16 protein-coding genes are annotated in these 16,643 nt (G+C 69.6%); 13 read left to right on the plus strand and 3 right to left on the minus strand.

All coding sequences use genetic code 11. The annotated features are described in order from the left end of the window. The first annotated feature begins 133 nt into the window (after positions 1-133). The 9 genes from ACFXC1_RS09880 to pssA all read left to right on the plus strand — a co-directional run bounded on the left by ACFXC1_RS09880 (position 134) and on the right by pssA (position 11,075). On the plus strand, positions 134-1,939 hold the full coding sequence (locus tag ACFXC1_RS09880) for a 3-hydroxyacyl-CoA dehydrogenase family protein (RefSeq protein WP_381241161.1): 1,806 nt from the start codon (positions 134-136) through the stop codon (positions 1,937-1,939). Positions 1,940-2,075: 136 nt separating this feature from the next. Next, a complete protein-coding gene (locus ACFXC1_RS09885) occupies positions 2,076-2,885 on the plus strand; it encodes a TetR family transcriptional regulator (RefSeq protein WP_381241163.1) in 810 nt (269 codons plus the stop codon). Between the two features lie 434 nt (positions 2,886-3,319). Beyond that, entirely contained in the window at positions 3,320-4,657 is a 1,338-nt protein-coding gene (gene ccrA, locus ACFXC1_RS09890; RefSeq protein ID WP_381241891.1) for a crotonyl-CoA carboxylase/reductase, read from the plus strand. Positions 4,658-4,674: 17 nt separating this feature from the next. Beyond that, on the plus strand, positions 4,675-6,714 hold the full coding sequence (locus ACFXC1_RS09895; RefSeq protein WP_381241165.1) for a protein meaA: 2,040 nt from the start codon (positions 4,675-4,677) through the stop codon (positions 6,712-6,714). Further along, on the plus strand, positions 6,711-7,682 hold the full coding sequence (locus ACFXC1_RS09900) for an HpcH/HpaI aldolase/citrate lyase family protein (protein ID WP_019071296.1): 972 nt from the start codon (positions 6,711-6,713) through the stop codon (positions 7,680-7,682). Before ACFXC1_RS09895 ends, ACFXC1_RS09900 begins: the two co-directional genes overlap by 4 nt. A 5-nt stretch (positions 7,683-7,687) precedes the next feature. Beyond that, positions 7,688-8,200, plus strand: a complete 513-nt coding sequence (locus ACFXC1_RS09905) for a MaoC family dehydratase (protein WP_019071295.1) — start codon at positions 7,688-7,690, stop codon at positions 8,198-8,200. Positions 8,201-8,202: 2 nt separating this feature from the next. Further along, the gene (locus ACFXC1_RS09910; protein ID WP_381241168.1) at positions 8,203-9,408 is read left to right on the plus strand and encodes an acyl-CoA dehydrogenase family protein; all 1,206 of its coding nucleotides are present in this window, start codon (positions 8,203-8,205) and stop codon (positions 9,406-9,408) included. 169 nt (positions 9,409-9,577) lie between these two features. Next, positions 9,578-10,234 (plus strand): phosphatidylserine decarboxylase, encoded by a 657-nt coding sequence (locus ACFXC1_RS09915; RefSeq protein ID WP_033279388.1) that lies wholly within the window; start codon positions 9,578-9,580, stop codon positions 10,232-10,234. 22 nt (positions 10,235-10,256) lie between these two features. After that, complete coding sequence (pssA, locus tag ACFXC1_RS09920) at positions 10,257-11,075, plus strand: CDP-diacylglycerol--serine O-phosphatidyltransferase (RefSeq protein ID WP_381241893.1); 819 nt, start codon at positions 10,257-10,259, stop codon at positions 11,073-11,075. Positions 11,076-11,148: 73 nt separating this feature from the next. Here the strand turns inward: pssA and ACFXC1_RS09925 are convergent, their stop codons facing one another. Then, positions 11,149-12,267 (minus strand): glycerate kinase, encoded by a 1,119-nt coding sequence (locus ACFXC1_RS09925; RefSeq protein WP_381241895.1) that lies wholly within the window; start codon positions 12,265-12,267, stop codon positions 11,149-11,151. Positions 12,268-12,457: 190 nt separating this feature from the next. Between ACFXC1_RS09925 and ACFXC1_RS09930 the strand changes: the two genes are divergently transcribed. Further along, positions 12,458-13,531 (plus strand): ADP-ribosylglycohydrolase family protein, encoded by a 1,074-nt coding sequence (locus ACFXC1_RS09930; RefSeq protein ID WP_381241170.1) that lies wholly within the window; start codon positions 12,458-12,460, stop codon positions 13,529-13,531. Here ACFXC1_RS09930 and ACFXC1_RS09935 read toward each other — a convergent pair. After that, a complete protein-coding gene (locus tag ACFXC1_RS09935; RefSeq protein ID WP_381241172.1) occupies positions 13,528-14,124 on the minus strand; it encodes a Rossmann-fold NAD(P)-binding domain-containing protein in 597 nt (198 codons plus the stop codon). The genes ACFXC1_RS09930 and ACFXC1_RS09935 overlap by 4 nt on opposite strands. 7 nt (positions 14,125-14,131) lie before the next feature. Between ACFXC1_RS09935 and ACFXC1_RS09940 the strand changes: the two genes are divergently transcribed. Then, complete coding sequence (locus tag ACFXC1_RS09940; RefSeq protein ID WP_381241174.1) at positions 14,132-14,314, plus strand: hypothetical protein; 183 nt, start codon at positions 14,132-14,134, stop codon at positions 14,312-14,314. Here ACFXC1_RS09940 and ACFXC1_RS09945 read toward each other — a convergent pair. Beyond that, the gene (locus ACFXC1_RS09945) at positions 14,283-15,173 is read right to left on the minus strand and encodes an SDR family NAD(P)-dependent oxidoreductase (RefSeq protein ID WP_381241176.1); all 891 of its coding nucleotides are present in this window, start codon (positions 15,171-15,173) and stop codon (positions 14,283-14,285) included. The two genes, ACFXC1_RS09940 and ACFXC1_RS09945, sit on opposite strands and share 32 nt — an antisense overlap. A 101-nt stretch (positions 15,174-15,274) precedes the next feature. On the opposite strand from ACFXC1_RS09945, the gene ACFXC1_RS09950 reads away from it, so the two are divergent. After that, entirely contained in the window at positions 15,275-16,132 is an 858-nt protein-coding gene (locus tag ACFXC1_RS09950) for a helix-turn-helix transcriptional regulator (protein ID WP_381241177.1), read from the plus strand. Then, a complete protein-coding gene (locus ACFXC1_RS09955) occupies positions 16,129-16,626 on the plus strand; it encodes an NUDIX domain-containing protein (RefSeq protein ID WP_381241178.1) in 498 nt (165 codons plus the stop codon). Before ACFXC1_RS09950 ends, ACFXC1_RS09955 begins: the two co-directional genes overlap by 4 nt. The last annotated feature ends 17 nt before the right edge of the window (positions 16,627-16,643 follow it).

Raw genomic sequence — 16,643 nt, forward strand, 5'->3', positions numbered from 1 at the left:
GCGAACTCCCGGGCCCAGAGCGGTTGTCCGACGGCCGTGAGCACCTCCGCCAGTTCGTCGAGGTCGTCGGTCGACACAAGCCGCTCGTACGGCGCGCGCTCCCAGTCGTCACCCTCATTCCAGGAGTCCCGCGATGGCAGCTCCCCTGTCCGACGCTCCCCTGTCCCCGTTCAAGACCATTGCCGTCGTCGGTCTCGGCACGATGGGCACCGGTATCACCGAGGTCCTCGCCCGGGCCGGCCGCGAGGTCGTCGGCATCGACGTCAGCGAGGCCGCTACCGCCCACGCCGTCGCCGCCCTGGAGACCGCGACCGCGCACGCCGTGCGGCGCGGCCGGCTCACCGAGCAGGAGCGCACCGACGCCCTGGCCCGTGTCCGCACCTCCACCGACCTGAGCGCGGCGGCCGACGCCGACCTGGTCATCGAGGTGGCCCCGGAGTCGTACGAGATCAAGCACCAGATCTTCCGTGAGCTGGACGGGATCGTGCGCCCCGAGACGATTCTCGCGACCGGCACCAACGCCCTGTCCGTCACCCGGCTCGCCGCCGACTCGGCGCGGCCCGAGCGGGTGCTCGGGCTGCACTTCTTCAACCCGGCGCCCGCTATGAAACTGGTCGAGGTCGTCTCCTCGGTGCTGACCGCGCCCACCGCCGTCGCCGCCGTCACCGAGCTGGCGATCGAGCTGGGCAAGGAGCCCGTCGCGGTCGGCGACCGGCCCGGTTTCGTCGCGGACGGGCTGCTGTTCGGCTACCTCAACCAGGCCGCCGCGATGTACGAGGCGAAGTACGCCTCCCGCGAGGACATCGACGCCGCGATGCGCCTCGGCTGCGGACTCCCCATGGGCCCGCTCGCGCTCCTCGACCTGATCGGTATCGACACCGCGCGCACGGTCCTGGAGGCCATGTACGCCGAGTCCCACGACCGCCTGCACGCCCCGGCGCCGATCCTCAAGCAGCTCAGCGAGGCGGGCCTGACCGGCCGCAAGACGGGCCGCGGCTTCTACTCCTACGAGACTCCCGGCAGCGCGACCGTCGTGCGGGACGCGCTCACCCCTCCGGAGGGCGCGCAGCTCGCCCCGGGTCGTACGGTCCGCTCGGTCGGTGTCGCGGGTTCCGGGACCATGGCGTCCGGTATCGCCGAGGTCTTCGCCAAGGCCGGCTACGACGTGGTCCTCGCCGCCCGCAGCGAGGAGAAGGCGCAGTTCGCCAAGTCCCGTATCGGCAAGTCGCTTTCGCGCTCCGTCGACCGGGGGCGGATGACGGCGGAGGCCGCCGCCGAGACCCTGGACCGGATCACCGCGGCCGGCTCCTACGACTCCTTCGCGGACGTCGACCTGGCCGTCGAGGCGGTCGCCGAGGACCTGGAGATCAAGCAGCAGCTGTTCGCGACGCTGGACAAGGTCTGCAAGCCGGGGGCGGTCCTGGCCACCACGACCTCGTCGCTGCCGGTCGTCGCGTGCGCCCGTGCCACCTCGCGTCCGCAGGACGTGATCGGCATGCACTTCTTCAACCCCGCACCGGCGATGAAGCTGGTCGAGGTCGTCCGTACGGTGTTGACGGATGTTGACGTCCACTCAACAGTTCACGAGGTCTGCGTCAAGATCAAGAAGCATGCCGTCGACTGTGGTGACCGAGCAGGATTCATCGTCAATGCACTGCTTTTCCCGTACCTCAACAACGCGATCAAGATGGTGCAGGAGCACTATGCGTCTCTTGACGACATTGACGCCGCCATGAAGCTGGGCGGCGGCTACCCGATGGGCCCCTTCGAGCTGCTGGACGTCGTCGGGCTCGATGTCTCCCTGGCGATCGAGAAGGTCCTGCACCGCGAGTTCCGCGACCCGGGCCTCGCTCCGGCGCCGCTCCTGGAGCACCTGGTGGCCGCGGGCTGCCTCGGCCGCAAGACGGGCCGCGGCTTCCGCGAATATGCCCGCCGCTGAGCCCTACGGCGACCGGTCCGCGGCCGAAGGAGAGTGGGGCGGGCTGCTCGACCCCACCGGAGGACCCCTGCCCACGGCGGGCGGGGGAAACCCCCGACGTGCGCGGCAGGCTGCGCACATGCAGTACGTTCGGGTCATGCCCCAGCCCGCCAAGCCCTCACGTACCGCAGCCGCGCCCGACGCACCGGAGAGTGCCGCGGGCAGTCGCGCCGCCGCCCAGCGCCTCAAGATGCGGCGCGAACTGGCGGCGGCGGCGATGGAGCTGTTCGCGACGAAGGGGTACGAGGCGACCACCGTCGACGAGATCGCCGCCGCGGCCGGGGTCGCGCGCCGGACGTTCTTCCGTCACTTCCGCTCCAAGGAAGAGGCGATCTTCCCGGACCACGACGACACGTTGATCCGGGCGGAGGCGGTACTCAACGCCGCCCCCGCGCACGAGCACCCGCTCGACACGGTGTGCCGGGGCATCAAGGAAGTCATGCGGATGTACGCGGCGCAGCCGGAGATCTCGGTCGCCCGCTACAAGCTGACGCGCGAGGTGCCCACCCTGCGCGAGGCCGAGATCGCGTCGGTGGCCCGCTACGAGCGGCTGTTCACGCGCTATCTGCTGGGCCACTTCGACGAGCACGCGCACGACGACGACGCCAACGACGACCCGCTGCTCGCCGAGGTCGCCGCCTCGGCCGTGGTCACCGCCCACAACCACGTGCTGCGGCGCTGGCTGCGGGCCGGCGGCCAGGGCGACGTCGAGGCACAGCTCGACCACGCCTTCGGGATCGTACGGAAGACGTTCGGCAACGGCATCGGCGCCGGCCGCACCACGACTCCCAAGCCGGCCACCGCGATGGTGCACCAGCAGGGCGAGGTCCTGGTGACGGTCGCCCGCACCGACGCCCCGCTGGACGAGGTCATGCGGACCATCGAAGAGGCACTGAGGGACCGCTGAGCCCCATAAGCCCCTGCGCTCCCATGTGATGACGGCCACCCTCCGGGGTGGCCGTTTTGGCATGTCAGAGCACCTTTTCACGCGGCTTTCAGACCCCGTTCGATCGATCATCGCTCATTTGTTACGTAAAGATTTCACCTGAGAGCAATTCGTGGCACTCGGTGCCTTGCGGGGTGACACGCAGTGTCATACGTTGAAGGTGTCCGGGCGGCCGGCGTACAGAGATCTCCCGTACGTCGGCTGTCCCCGCAACCCACCACTGGGCTGCGCGCCCGGACGCCTGCGTCACAGGCACCCTCCCGCGCCACAAAGCGCTGCCGAAGCACCACCCGCCGAACCGACGGCACCTCTCCACCCACCCTCAGCAGCAGCACCGACGTAACCATCGGCGCCCCTCCCTCAGGGCGCACTTCGCCGGAGGCAACACCGTGACCGTGAAGGACATCCTCGCCGCGATCCAGTCGCCGGACTCGACTCCGGCCGATTTCGCCGCCCTGCCGCTCCCCGAGTCGTACCGCGCGATCACCGTGCACAAGGACGAGACGGACATGTTCGCGGGCCTCAGCACCCGCGACAAGGACCCCCGCAAGTCGATCCACCTGGACGACGTCCCGGTGCCCGAACTCGGCCCGGGCGAGGCGCTGGTGGCCGTGATGGCGTCGAGCGTCAACTACAACTCCGTGTGGACCTCGATCTTCGAGCCGCTGTCCACGTTCGGCTTCCTGGAGCGCTACGGAAAGCTCAGCGAGCTGACCAAGCGGCACGACCTGCCGTACCACGTGATCGGCTCCGACCTCGCGGGCGTCGTCCTGCGCACCGGCCCCGGCGTCAACGCCTGGAAGCCCGGTGACGAGGTCGTCGCGCACTGCCTGTCCGTCGAGCTGGAGTCCTCCGACGGGCACAACGACACGATGCTCGACCCGGAGCAGCGGATCTGGGGCTTCGAGACCAACTTCGGCGGGCTCGCCGAGATAGCGCTCGTCAAGTCCAACCAGCTGATGCCCAAGCCCGACCACCTGTCGTGGGAGGAGGCCGCCGCCCCGGGGCTGGTGAACTCCACCGCCTACCGGCAGCTGGTCTCCCGCAACGGCGCCGGCATGAAGCAGGGCGACAACGTCCTGATCTGGGGCGCGAGCGGCGGACTCGGCTCGTACGCCACGCAGTTCGCGCTCGCGGGCGGCGCCAACCCCATCTGTGTCGTGTCCTCGCCCCAGAAGGCGGACATCTGCCGGTCGATGGGCGCCGAGGCGATCATCGACCGCAACGCCGAGGACTACCGGTTCTGGAAGGACGAGCACAACCAGGACCCGCGCGAGTGGAAGCGGTTCGGCAAGCGGATCCGTGAGCTCACCGGCGGCGAGGACGTGGACATCGTCTTCGAACACCCCGGCCGCGAGACCTTCGGCGCAAGCGTTTACGTCACCCGCAAGGGCGGCACGATCGTCACTTGCGCGTCGACCTCCGGGTTCAACCACGAGTACGACAACCGCTACCTGTGGATGTCCCTGAAGCGGATCATCGGCTCGCACTTCGCCAACTACCGCGAGGCCTGGGAGGCGAACCGGCTGGTCGCGAAGGGCAAGATCCACCCGACGCTCTCCAAGGTGTACTCCCTGGAGGAGACCGGACAGGCCGCCTACGACGTCCACCGCAACCTCCACCAGGGCAAGGTCGGCGTCCTGTGCCTCGCCCCCGAGGAAGGCCTCGGTGTGCGCGACGAGGAGAAGCGCGCCCAGCACATCGACGCGATCAACCGCTTCCGGAACATCTGAGGTCTGGGGTCCCGTACATGACTGAGCGCCAGAAGGACCGGCCGTGGCTCATGCGCACGTATGCCGGTCACTCCACGGCAGAGGCGTCCAACGAGCTGTACCGGCGCAACCTCGCCAAGGGCCAGACCGGTCTGTCGGTCGCGTTCGACCTGCCGACGCAGACCGGCTACGACTCCGACCACATCCTCGCCCGCGGCGAGGTCGGCCGGGTCGGCGTGCCGATCGCGCACCTCGGTGACATGCGCCGGCTGTTCCAGGACATCCCCCTGGACCAGATGAACACCTCGATGACGATCAACGCCACCGCCATGTGGCTGCTGGCGCTCTATCAGGTCGTCGCCGAGGAGCAGGGTGTCGACATCACCCAGCTCCAGGGGACGACCCAGAACGACATCGTCAAGGAGTACCTGTCGCGGGGCACGCACGTGTTCCCGCCGGTTCCCTCGCTCCGGCTGACGACCGACATGATCTGCTACACGGTCAACCACATCCCCAAGTGGAACCCGATCAACATCTGCAGCTACCACCTCCAGGAGGCCGGGGCCACGCCGGTCCAGGAGATCGCGTACGCGATGTCCACCGCGATCGCCGTCCTGGACGCGGTGTTCGCGTCCGGGCAGATCCCCGAGGACCGCAGGGGCGATGTCGTCGCCCGTATCTCCTTCTTCGTGAACGCGGGTGTCCGCTTCATCGAGGAGATGTGCAAGATGCGCGCCTTCGGCCGCATCTGGGACGAGATCACGCGCGAGCGCTACGGCATCGAGGACCCGAAGCAGCGCCGGTTCCGCTACGGCGTCCAGGTCAACTCGCTGGGGCTGACGGAGGCGCAGCCGGAGAACAACATCCAGCGGATCGTCCTGGAGATGCTGGCCGTGACGCTGTCGAAGGACGCACGCGCGCGTGCCGTGCAACTCCCGGCGTGGAACGAGGCGTTGGGGCTCCCCCGGCCCTGGGACCAGCAGTGGTCGCTGCGCATGCAACAGGTGCTGGCGTACGAGAGCGACCTCTTGGAGTACGCGGACATCTTCGAGGGCTCGCACGTCATCGAGGCGAAGGTGGCCTCCCTGGTCGAGGAGTCCCTCGCGGAGATCGACCGCATCGAGGAGATGGGCGGCGCGATGGCCGCCGTGGAGTCGGGCTACCTGAAGTCGCAGCTCGTGTCCTCGCACGCGGAGCGGCGGGGCCGTATTGAGTCCGGTCAAGAGAAGATCGTCGGCGTCAACATCTTCAACACGACCGAGCCCAATCCACTCACCGCAGACCTCGACACGGCGATCCAGACGGTCGACCCGGCCGTCGAGGCGCGGGTCATCGCGTCGTTGCAGCACTGGCGGGACACGCGCTACCAGCCGCCGTTCAACCACCCGCGCCCGTGCAAGGCGCTGGAGCGGCTGAAGGAGGCCGCGAAGGGCACCGACAACCTCATGGAGGCCACCCTGGAGTGCGCCCGCGCCGGTGTCACGACCGGCGAGTGGGCCGGGGCCCTGCGCGAGGTGTTCGGCGAGTTCCGGGCTCCCACGGGCGTCTCGTCGGCGCCGGTCGCGGTGCCCGCCGAGGAGGGCTCGGCGATGGCCGGGGTGCGCCGCAAGGTGGATGTGACGGCGCGCGAGATGGGCGTCGGCAAGCTGCGCTTCCTGGTCGGCAAGCCGGGCCTGGACGGGCACTCCAACGGCGCCGAGCAGATCGCCGTACGCGCGCGTGACGCCGGCTTCGAGGTGGTGTACCAGGGCATCCGGCTGACCCCGGAGCAGATCGTGGACGCGGCGCTCGCGGAGGACGTGCACGCGGTCGGTCTGTCGATCCTGTCGGGCTCGCACGCCCAGCTGGTGCCGGACGTCCTCGAACGGCTCCGTGTGGCCGGTGCCACAGACATACCTGTCATCGCCGGTGGGATCATCCCCAATGGTGACGCCGAACAGCTGCGGGCCGCCGGAGTCGCGGCGGTCTTCACACCGAAGGACTTCGACATCACCGGAATCATCGGCCGCATCGTCGACGAGATCCGGAAAGCGAACAAGCTCGACCCCCTGCTCGACCCCTTGGAGGTCCCCGCATGACCACGCCCGCCCCCGTCAACCGGCTTCGCCCGCGGCGCTCCTGTCTCGCGGTTCCGGGCAGCAACCCGCGCTTCCTGGAGAAGGCGCAGGGCCTCCCGGCCGACCAGGTCTTCCTGGACCTGGAGGACGCGTGCGCGCCGCTCGCCAAGCCCGACGCGCGGCACACCATCGTCAAGTTCCTCAACGAGGGCGACTGGACGGGCAAGACGCGGGTCGTGCGCGTCAACGACTGGACGACCGAGTGGACGTACCGCGATGTCGTCACGGTCGTCGAGGGCGCGGGCCAGAACCTCGACTGCATCATGCTGCCGAAGGTGCAGGACGCCCAGCAGGTCGTAGCGCTCGACCTGCTGCTCACGCAGATCGAGAAGACGATGGGCTTCGAGGTCGGCAAGATCGGTATTGAGGCGCAGATCGAGAACGCGCAGGGACTCAACAACGTCAATGCGATCGCTCAAGCCAGCCAACGTGTCGAGACGATCATCTTCGGACCGGCCGACTTCATGGCGTCGATCAACATGAAGTCCCTCGTGGTGGGCGAGCAGCCGCCCGGCTACCCGGCGGACGCCTACCACTACATCCTCATGAAGATCCTGATGGCCGCCCGCGCCAACAACCTCCAGGCGATCGACGGCCCCTACCTCCAGATCCGCAACATCGACGGCTACCGAGCGGTCGCCCAGCGGGCCGCCGCGCTCGGTTTCGACGGCAAGTGGGTGCTGCACCCGGGCCAGGTCGAGGCGTCCAACGAGATCTTCTCGCCGTCCCAGGAGGACTTCGACCACGCCGAGTTGATCCTGGACGCGTACGACTACTACACGTCCGAGGCCGGCGGCAAGAAGGGCTCGGCGATGCTCGGCGACGAGATGATCGACGAGGCCAGCCGCAAGATGGCGCTGGTCATCTCCGGCAAGGGCCGGGCCGCCGGTATGCAGCGCACGTCCACGTTCGAAGCCCCGGAGGCCTGAGCACCATGCAGTTCGGACGCACCTACGAGGAGTTCGAGGTCGGCGCGGTCTACAAGCACTGGCCCGGGAAGACCGTCACGGAGTACGACGACCACCTCTTCTGTCTCCTGACGATGAACCACCACCCGCTCCACATGGACGCCAACTACGCCGAGAACACGACGGACTTCGGCAAGAACGTGGTGGTCGGGAACTACATCTACTCGCTGCTGCTGGGCATGTCGGTGCCGGACGTGTCGGGCAAGGCGATCGCGAACCTGGAGATCGAGTCGCTGAAGCACGTGGCGCCGACCTTCCACGGGGACACGATCTACGGCGAGACGACGGTCCTCGACAAGACGCCGTCGAAGTCGAAGAACGACCGCGGGATCGTCTACGTGGAGACCAAGGGCTACAAGCAGGACGGCACGCTGGTCTGTGTGTTCCGCCGCAAGGTGATGGTGCCGACCGAGACGTACATCAAGGAGCGCGGCGGCGAGCAGCCCGGCCGCCCCCAGCTCAAGGAGCAGGAGAAGTAGCCATGGCGCGACTCGCCCAGACCGCCGGTCTCACCGACATCCAGCGGGAAATCCTGTCCACGGTCCGCGACTTCGTGGACAAGGAGATCCTCCCGGTCGCCACCGAGCTGGAGCACCGCGACGAGTATCCGCAGCAGATCGTCGACGGGCTCAAGGAGTTGGGCCTGTTCGGCCTGATGATCCCGGAGGAGTACGGCGGCCTGGGTGAGTCGTTGCTGACGTACGCCCTGTGCGTGGAGGAGATCGCGCGCGGCTGGATGTCGGTCTCCGGGATCATCAACACGCACTTCATCGTGGCGTACATGCTCAAGCAGCACGGCACGCAGGAGCAGAAGGAGCACTTCCTGCCGCGCATGGCGGCGGGCGACATCCGGGGCGCGTTCTCGATGTCGGAACCGGCGCTCGGTTCGGACGTCTCCGCGATCACGTCGAAGGCGGTCAAGGACGGTGACGAATACGTCCTGACCGGTCAGAAGATGTGGCTGACGAACGGCGGTACGTCCTCGCTCGTGGCCGTCCTGGTGCGCAGTGACGAAGGGCACCCCGAGGGCACCGCGCCGCACAAGTCGATGACGACCTTCCTGGTGGAGAAGGAGCCCGGTTTCGGGGAGGTCCGGCCCGGTCTCACCATCCCCGGGAAGATCGACAAGATGGGCTACAAGGGCGTCGACACCACCGAGTTGATCATGGACGGTCTGCGGATCCCGGCCGACCGCGTGCTCGGCGGACAGACCGGCCGAGGTTTTTACCAAATGATGGACGGCGTCGAGGTGGGCCGCGTGAATGTGGCGGCGCGTGGCTGCGGCGTCGCTCAGCGTGCCTTCGAACTGGGCGTCTCCTACGCGCAGCAGCGTCACACGTTCGGGAAGCCGATCGCCCAGCACCAGGCGATCCAGTTCAAGCTGGCCGAGATGGCCACCAAGGTCGAGGCCGCCCATGCGATGATGGTGAATGCGGCACGCAAAAAGGACTCCGGCGAACGAAACGACCTTGAGGCAGGGATGGCGAAGTACCTCGCCTCCGAGTACTGCAAGGAGGTCGTCGAGGACGCCTTCCGGATCCACGGCGGGTACGGATTCTCCAAGGAGTACGAGATCGAACGCCTTTACCGCGAGGCGCCGATGCTGTTGATCGGCGAAGGTACCGCCGAAATCCAGAAAATGATCATCGGGCGCAGGTTGCTCGAAGAGTATCGATTCCAGGGCTGATTGTCCGTTTCGGGGCGTTTTCATCGAGAAGAAGATCACACCCCGTCAACGCTCTTCAGCCGCCGACTCGACTTACTGGCTTAGCCAGTTGTGGCCCGCGACCGGTACGATCCCGGGAAAGCCGCCGTCCCCCGTTACAGTGCGGCATCATCCGCTACGAAGGTCATCCATGCCCCACAGCCAAACCTCTGCACCACGCGACAGCCTGGCAGGCGTACGCCTCGCGCGCGGAGCATCGCCGTGGCTCCTGCCGACCGTCGCCACCGCAGCCCTCAGCCTGGTACGTGCGCGCAAGTCCGGCGCCGCCAAGGCCGTGGCCGTACCCGCCACCGCGCTCGCGGCGGGCATGCTGTGGTTCTTCCGCGACCCCGAGCGCGAGATCACCCAGGGCCGGGTCATCTCGCCCGCCGACGGTGTGGTGCAGAGCATCATGCCGTGGAAGGACGGTCGCACCCGCGTCGCCATCTTCATGAGCCCGCTGAACGTCCACGTCAACCGCGCGCCGCTCTCCGGCACGGTGACTTCGGTCGAGCACATCCCGGGCGGTTTCGTTCCCGCGTTCAACAAGGAGAGCGAGAACAACGAGCGGGTCGTCTGGCACTTCGACACCGAGCTCGGTGACATCGAGATGATCCAGATCGCCGGCGCCGTCGCCCGCCGCATCGTCCCCTACGTCCCGCAGGGCACGAAGGTCGAGCAGGGCGAGCGCATCGGACTGATCCGCTTCGGTTCGCGTGTCGACATCTACCTCCCCGAGGGTGTCGACGTGGACGTGGAGGTCGGTCAGAAGACGGTGGCTGGGGTGACTCGCATTGACCGTGGTTGATCCGGAGACACAGGCGGGCTGGGTGCCCGAGGCCGACGAGGTGGACGACGAGGAGGAGATGCCTCTTTCTCTCCGCCTCTCAATAGCGGACACCCTCACCCTCGGCAACGCCACCTGCGGCTTCATGGCGGTGTACTTCACCACCACCGGCATTCTGATCCCGCACCTGACGGGCAACGACGAGTCGACCGGCATGGCCCGCCACAGCGCGGCCACCGCGGTCATCCTGATGCTGTGCGCGGCGGTCTTCGACCTCTTCGACGGCCTCGTCGCCCGCAAGCTGCGCTCCTCCCCCATGGGCGCGGAGCTGGACAACCTGTCGGACCTGATCAGCTTCGGCCTCGCACCGGCGTACTTCGTCCTCGTCTACGGCATGGTCGCGGACGACGCGCACCAGAGAGTGGCCGCGGTCGGCGCCATCGTGGTGCTGCTTGCGGTGGTGCTGAGACTGGCGCGCTTCTCCTGTGTGACCCCGCCGAACGGCATGTTCCAGGGCATGCCCTCCCCGTTCGGCGCGCTGACGGTGGTCTCGATCGTGCTCCTGGAGCTGCCCTTCGTGGCGACGCTCCTGGCGATCCTGGGCACCGCCTGGCTGATGGTGAGCCGGGTCGAGTACCCGAAGCCGCGCGGTCGCCTCGCGGTCGCGATGCTCGCCTGGATCGTCCTGTCGATGGGCCTGCTGGCGGCCTGGGCGTTCGACGCCCCGAGCGGCCAGCTGCTCCTCCAGACGGGCTGCGCGCTCCAGCTGGTCATGGGCGCGGTGATCCCCCTGTTCGCGACGGCCCGCCGCGTGAACACCTTCCGCGACAACCGGCGCGAGGCGCGAGCAGCGCAGCCGTAACGGTCGTAGCAGACGAAACGAAGGGCCCCGAGCCACTTGGCTCGGGGCCCTTCGGCGTTCCTCGTGCGGGGTATCAGACCAGGAAGTCCCGGGCGATGTTCTCCGCCACCCGCTCCAGGATCGGTCCCGCGTCCGCGATGCACTTCACCACGTCCGGCTCGACCGACGTGAGCGGGTAGGCGCGGCGGATGCCGGCGTGGCCGAGGGCCTGTGGGGGCAGGGCGAGGCGGCCGCAGACGGCGACGACCTCCTTGCCCTCCGCGCGGGCCGCCGCGGCGACGCCGGCCGGGGCCTTGCCGTGCAGGGTCTGTTCGTCGAGGGAGCCCTCGCCGGTGATGACCAGGGTGGCGCCCTCCAGGGCGGAGGCGAAGCCGAGGACGTCGAGCATGACCTCGATGCCGGGGCGGAAGCGGGCGCCGAGGAGGAGGGCGCCGTAGCCGATACCGCCCGCCGCGCCCGCGCCGGGGGCGACGGCGTACTCGGCGGCCCTGGCGCCGATCGTCTCCTCCAGGATCTTCGCGTAGTGGCCGAGGGCCGCGTCGAGGGCGTCCACGTCGTCCGGTGCGGCGCCCTTCTGGGGGCCGTAGACCGCGGCGGCGCCCTTGGGGCCGGTGAGTGGATTGTCGACATCGCTGGCGAGGACGAGGGCGACGGAGGCGAGACGCGGGTCGAGGCCGGAGAAGTCGGCCGAGGCCAGCTCGCTCAGGCCGCCGCCGCCAGGGGGCACCGGTTCGCCGTCCGCGTCCAGGAAGCGCGCCCCGAGCGCGGAGAGCATGCCCGCGCCGCCGTCGGTGGTGGCGCTGCCGCCGACGCCGAACACGATCGTCCTGGCGCCCGCGTCGAGCGCGGCCCGCAGCAGTTCGCCGGAGCCGTACGTCGAGGAGGTGAGCGGGGCGAAGACGCCCTTGGGGAGTCTCTGCAGCCCGCTGGCCTCGGCCATCTCCACGACGGCCGTGTCGCCGCGGACCGCGAAGGCCGCGGTGACCTCGTCGCCGAGGGGTCCGGCGACCCGTATCTCCCGTCGCTCGAACCCGGCCGCGACGGCCGCGTCCACCGTGCCGTCGCCGCCGTCGGCGACCGGCATGGCCTCGACCTCCAGATCGGGCACGACCCGGCGCAGCCCGGCCGTCACCCGCTCGGCGACCTGGACGGCCGTCAGCGACCCCTTGAACTTGTCCGCGGCGATGAGCACCCTGTGGGTGCCCCTCTGTGCAGCGTCCGCCACCTTGCGATCCCCTTGCTCTACGGGCCCTTAAGGACCAGTCGCGCCGCTGCGACCTTAGCCGCCGGACGCCCCCGCCGTCATGCGCCGCCCGAACGCTGGGACCGGGCTGAGCGCCTCCTGTGCCACTGCCCCGCCCGGAATCGGGTACACCGGAAACATGACCCCAGAGCGCACCGAGCCGGCACTCGCGGACCGCATCCTCGGGGGCTGGCTGGGCCGGATCGCGGGCAACATGCTCGGCAAGCCGGTCGAGCAGGGCGACCTGTGGACGCGCGACCGCATCGACCGCTACCTCCGGCGGGCCGCCGCCCTGCCGCTCACCGACTACCTGCCCGAGCCGGCCGGCGAGGACGACGGCTTCGAGCTGCGCCCCGAGTGGCAGCGGTGCGTGCGCGGCCGGATCCACGGCAGCTGCCGTGACGACGACGTCGACTACGCCATTCTCGGCCTCGACCTCCTGGAGACCCACGGCTTCGGCTTCAGCACCGAGCAGGTCGGCGAACTGTGGCTGCTGCGCCTCCCGTACCTCCAGACGTACACGGCCGAGCGCGCCGCCTACCGCAACCTCGCCAACGGCCTCAAACCGCCGCTGACGGCGACGTACGACAACCCGTACCAGGAGTGGATCGGCGCCCTGATCCGCGCCGACATCTACGGCTGGACCAGCCCGGGCGCCCCGCGCCGCGCGGCCCAACTGGCGCGCAGGGACGCCGTGTTGTCCCACACCGGGAACGGTGTCTACGGCGCGATGTGGGCCGCCGCCCTGATCTCGGCGGCGTTCACCGCGCCGACCGTGCGGCACGCGCTGGACACGGCGCTGACCGTGATCCCGCCGGGCTGCCGCCTCGCGCGCACCGTGCGCCGGGTCCTCACACTGCACGAGACCCGGATGACCTGGGAGGACACGCTCGCCACACTGTCCGAGGAGACGGCCGGCCTCGGCTGGATCCACACGATCCCGAACGCGGCGGTCCTGACGGCCGGACTCCTGTACGGCGACGGCGACTTCACCCGCACCATCACCCTCACCGTCCGCGGCGGCCTCGACACCGACTCGAACGGCGCGACCGCCGGTTCGGTCGCCGGAGTGCTCACCGGCGCGGACGCGATCCCGGGGCAGTGGAAGGACCCCCTCGAAAACACCGTGCGCAGTGCGGTGTTCGGGTTCGACGGCGCGCGGATCACCGAACTGGGCGAGCGGACAGCGCGGTTGGCGGTCGCGGACAGCTAGACGGCTCCGTGCGCGATGAGACTCCGGGCGCAGTCGAGGACGGCTTCCCGGGCCGGGCGCGGTTCCCAGCCGAGGACGCGGCGGGCCTTCTCCGTGCTGTGGCGGTTGCGGCGGCCGAGCGCGGGCGTGATCTCGCGCAGGGACCGGTCCAGGAAGCGGGCGGCGAGGCGGACCGCGAAGTCCGGGAGGCGGCGCGTGGAGACGGTACGGCCGTGCTCGCCGAGGCCGTCGCGCAGGGTGCGCGCGATGTCCTCCATCCACACGAACTCCCCGGTGGCCAGGAAGCGTTGACCGGCGGCGGCCGGTGAGGTCATCGCGCGGATGTGGACGTCGACCAGGTCCCGCACGTCCACGACCTCCAGGCCGATGCGCGGGACGCCCGGCATCTTCCCGCTCACCATGCGCGCGATGATGCCGACGGAACCGAGGTTCGCGGCGGTGAGGACCGGTCCAAACACCGCGCCGGGGAGCACGGTGGTCAGCTCGGTCGGACCGTCGTAGCCGCTCATGAAGTCCCAGGCGGCGCGCTCGGCGAGGGTCTTCGAGCGGCGGTACGGGATCAGGGTCGGGTCGTTGGGATCGGTCCACAACATCTCGTCGGTGACGCCTTCCGAGGCGTACGACGAGGGGCTCGCGGCGTTCGCGGCCGCGATCGACGTACTCCTGAAGGCCGGGGCCGCCGACGGTTCGCTGAAGTCCGGGATCGATCCGGCGCGGGGCGGGGAGGCGCGCGCCGGGCGGATCCTCGACCTCATCGTGGACGGGCTGCGGGCGACTCCCTAAGGGGCGCGTCCTCGAACGCCTCCGCCGTCACTCCGAACGCCTTCAGCACCACCCGGTCCCGCAGCCCGTCCGGCAGGAACCGCAGCAGGGCGAGGGCACGGCCGTCGCGGCCGCTGGTGGTGAGGGTCGCGGGGCGGCGGGCGGTGAGGGCGCGGACGACCGCGTCGACGGCCGGGGTGACCGGGCCGAGCGGCTGGCGGGCGGCTGTCGCTCGTACGGCGTCCAGGGCGCGGGCGTAGTGCTGCCGCGTCTCCGGCGAACCGGCCCAGCCCAGCTCCGCGCTCGCCTTGTCCGCCGTGGCGAAGATCGGGGTGTCCATGGCGCCGGGTTCGACGAGGGTGACCTTGACACCCTGGTGGCGGAGTTCCGCGCGCAGGGAGTGGGTGAGTGCGGCGAGCGCGGCCTTGGAGGCGGCGATGGGGCCGAAGAAGGGCGGCGGGACCCGTGCCGAGACGGCGCCGATGTTGACGATACGGCCGCCGGAGGCGCGTAGTGCGGGCAGGAAGGCGCGGATGACGGTCGCCTGGCCGATCACGTTGATCTCGAACTGACGGCGCCATGCCTCTGCGGGCGTCAGTTCGACGGGACCCTGGCCCATGATCGCGGCGCTGTTCACGAGTCCGTCCAGGCGCGGTCCAATCTGGTCGGCCGCGGCGAAGACGGAGTCCTCGTCGGTGAGTTCGAGCCGGACGGGGGTGAAGCCGGCGTGCCGCAGCGCTTCCGCGTCCTCGGGGCGGCGGTGGGCGGCGTACACGGTCCAGCCGGAGGCGTGCAGGGCTCGGGCGACGGCGGAGCCGACGCCGCCGGTGGCGCCGGTGACCAGGACGGTGCGGGGAGTGGACAGGGGAAGCTCAGCCACAAGGGCCGCCTTTCACAAGGGAGTTCAGAACACCATGGAGTCCGGTGTCCCTCTCACCCTGCGCCGGGCCGCCGCCCACTTGAAGAGTGCAGAATTAACTGGTGCCAGCGACACCACCACCAGAATCCGGGGATCACGGCCGCAAGGCCCTCGCCGCCTTCCTGCGGTCCCGCCGTGAGCGGGCGGATCCGGACGGGACGGGGCTGCCGGCGGGCGGCCGGCGCCGAACTCCGGGTCTGCGTCGCGAAGAGGTCTCCCTCCTCTCCGGTGTCAGCCTGACCTGGTACACGTGGCTGGAGCAGGGCCGTGACATCAATGTCTCCCCGCAGATCCTGCTCGCCCTGGCCCGGGCGCTGCAGTTGGACGAGGTGGAACGCGCGCACCTGTTCCGGCTGGCGGGCAGGGCCGCGCCCGAACCGGCCGAGCGGTCCCTCCAAGTGCCGGACGCCGTACGGACGTTCCTCGACACGCTGATGCCGAACCCGGCCTTCGTCATCGACCGCTGCTTCGACGTCCTGGCCTGGAACCCGGCCCAGGAGGCCGTCCTCGGCGCCGCCCTCCTCGACCGGCCGCGCCGTGAACTCAACAGCGCCTGGCTGCTGTTCAGGGAACCCGGCATCCGCGCCCTGATGCCCGAGTGGGAGGCGGAGACGGAGTGGATGGCGGGCCTGCTGCGACAGCAGGCGGCGTACGAACTGGACAACCCGCGCTTCGCCGAGCTGATCGACGAACTCACCGCCACCAGCCCGCACTTCGCGCGGCTGTGGGAGGCCCACGAGGTGGTGGAGTTCCGCTCTTCCCTGCGCCGCTACCACCACCCCCGCGCGGGTGACATCGAGGTGTCGTTCGTACGGCTCGCGGTGCAGGAGGCGCCCTGGCTGAGCCTGGTCTGTCACTTCCCGGAGCCGGGCAGCGAGTCGGAGAGACGGCTGCGCGGGCTGGTTACCCTTCCTCAATGACCACCACGCCAGACTTCGCCACGTACCTCGCGGGTCTCCCCCGTATCCTCGCCGGGGCCGCCGCCCTCTTCCGCGACACCGAGGGCAACGTCCTGCTCGTCGAGCCCAACTACCGTGAGGGCTGGGCTCTTCCGGGCGGCACCATCGAGTCGGACGACGGCGAGACACCACGCCAGGGCGCGCGCCGCGAGACGCTGGAGGAGATCGGCCTCGACGTCGAACTCGGTCCGCTCCTCGCCGTCGACTGGATCTACCACGGCCCGGACTACCCACCGCTGGTGGCCTACCTCTACGACGGCGGAGTCCTCACCCCGAACGACCTCAAGTCGATCCGACTCCAGGAGGAGGAACTCCTGTCCTGGCGCCTCGTCCCGCGCACGGAACTCACGGAGTACCTGCCGGGTTCGCTGGGGCTCCGCGTCCTGGTCGGGCTCGATGTGCTGGCGGAGGGGTCGGGGACGGCGGAGCTGGAGAACGGGCGGCGGGTGGGCTGACGCCTTCCCGCCGGCGC

The sequence above is a fragment of the Streptomyces hokutonensis genome, from assembly GCF_042751305.1.
Classification (GTDB): Bacteria; Actinomycetota; Actinomycetes; order Streptomycetales; family Streptomycetaceae; genus Streptomyces; species Streptomyces hokutonensis_A.

What these genes read in the sequence shown, in the direction of transcription:
- ACFXC1_RS09885 (WP_381241163.1), top strand. Translation starts at nt 2,076, where the DNA reads ATGCCCCAGCCCGCCAAGCCCTCACGTACCGCAGCCGCGCCCGACGCA.
- ACFXC1_RS09915 (WP_033279388.1), top strand. Translation starts at nt 9,578, where the DNA reads ATGCCCCACAGCCAAACCTCTGCACCACGCGACAGCCTGGCAGGCGTA.
- ACFXC1_RS09905 (WP_019071295.1), top strand. Translation starts at nt 7,688, where the DNA reads ATGCAGTTCGGACGCACCTACGAGGAGTTCGAGGTCGGCGCGGTCTAC.
- ACFXC1_RS09930 (WP_381241170.1), top strand. Translation starts at nt 12,458, where the DNA reads ATGACCCCAGAGCGCACCGAGCCGGCACTCGCGGACCGCATCCTCGGG.
- ACFXC1_RS09955 (WP_381241178.1), top strand. Translation starts at nt 16,129, where the DNA reads ATGACCACCACGCCAGACTTCGCCACGTACCTCGCGGGTCTCCCCCGT.
- ACFXC1_RS09935 (WP_381241172.1), bottom strand. Translation starts at nt 14,124, where the DNA reads ATGTTGTGGACCGATCCCAACGACCCGACCCTGATCCCGTACCGCCGC.
- ACFXC1_RS09900 (WP_019071296.1), top strand. Translation starts at nt 6,711, where the DNA reads ATGACCACGCCCGCCCCCGTCAACCGGCTTCGCCCGCGGCGCTCCTGT.
- ACFXC1_RS09910 (WP_381241168.1), top strand. Translation starts at nt 8,203, where the DNA reads ATGGCGCGACTCGCCCAGACCGCCGGTCTCACCGACATCCAGCGGGAA.
- ACFXC1_RS09880 (WP_381241161.1), top strand. Translation starts at nt 134, where the DNA reads ATGGCAGCTCCCCTGTCCGACGCTCCCCTGTCCCCGTTCAAGACCATT.
- ACFXC1_RS09895 (WP_381241165.1), top strand. Translation starts at nt 4,675, where the DNA reads ATGACTGAGCGCCAGAAGGACCGGCCGTGGCTCATGCGCACGTATGCC.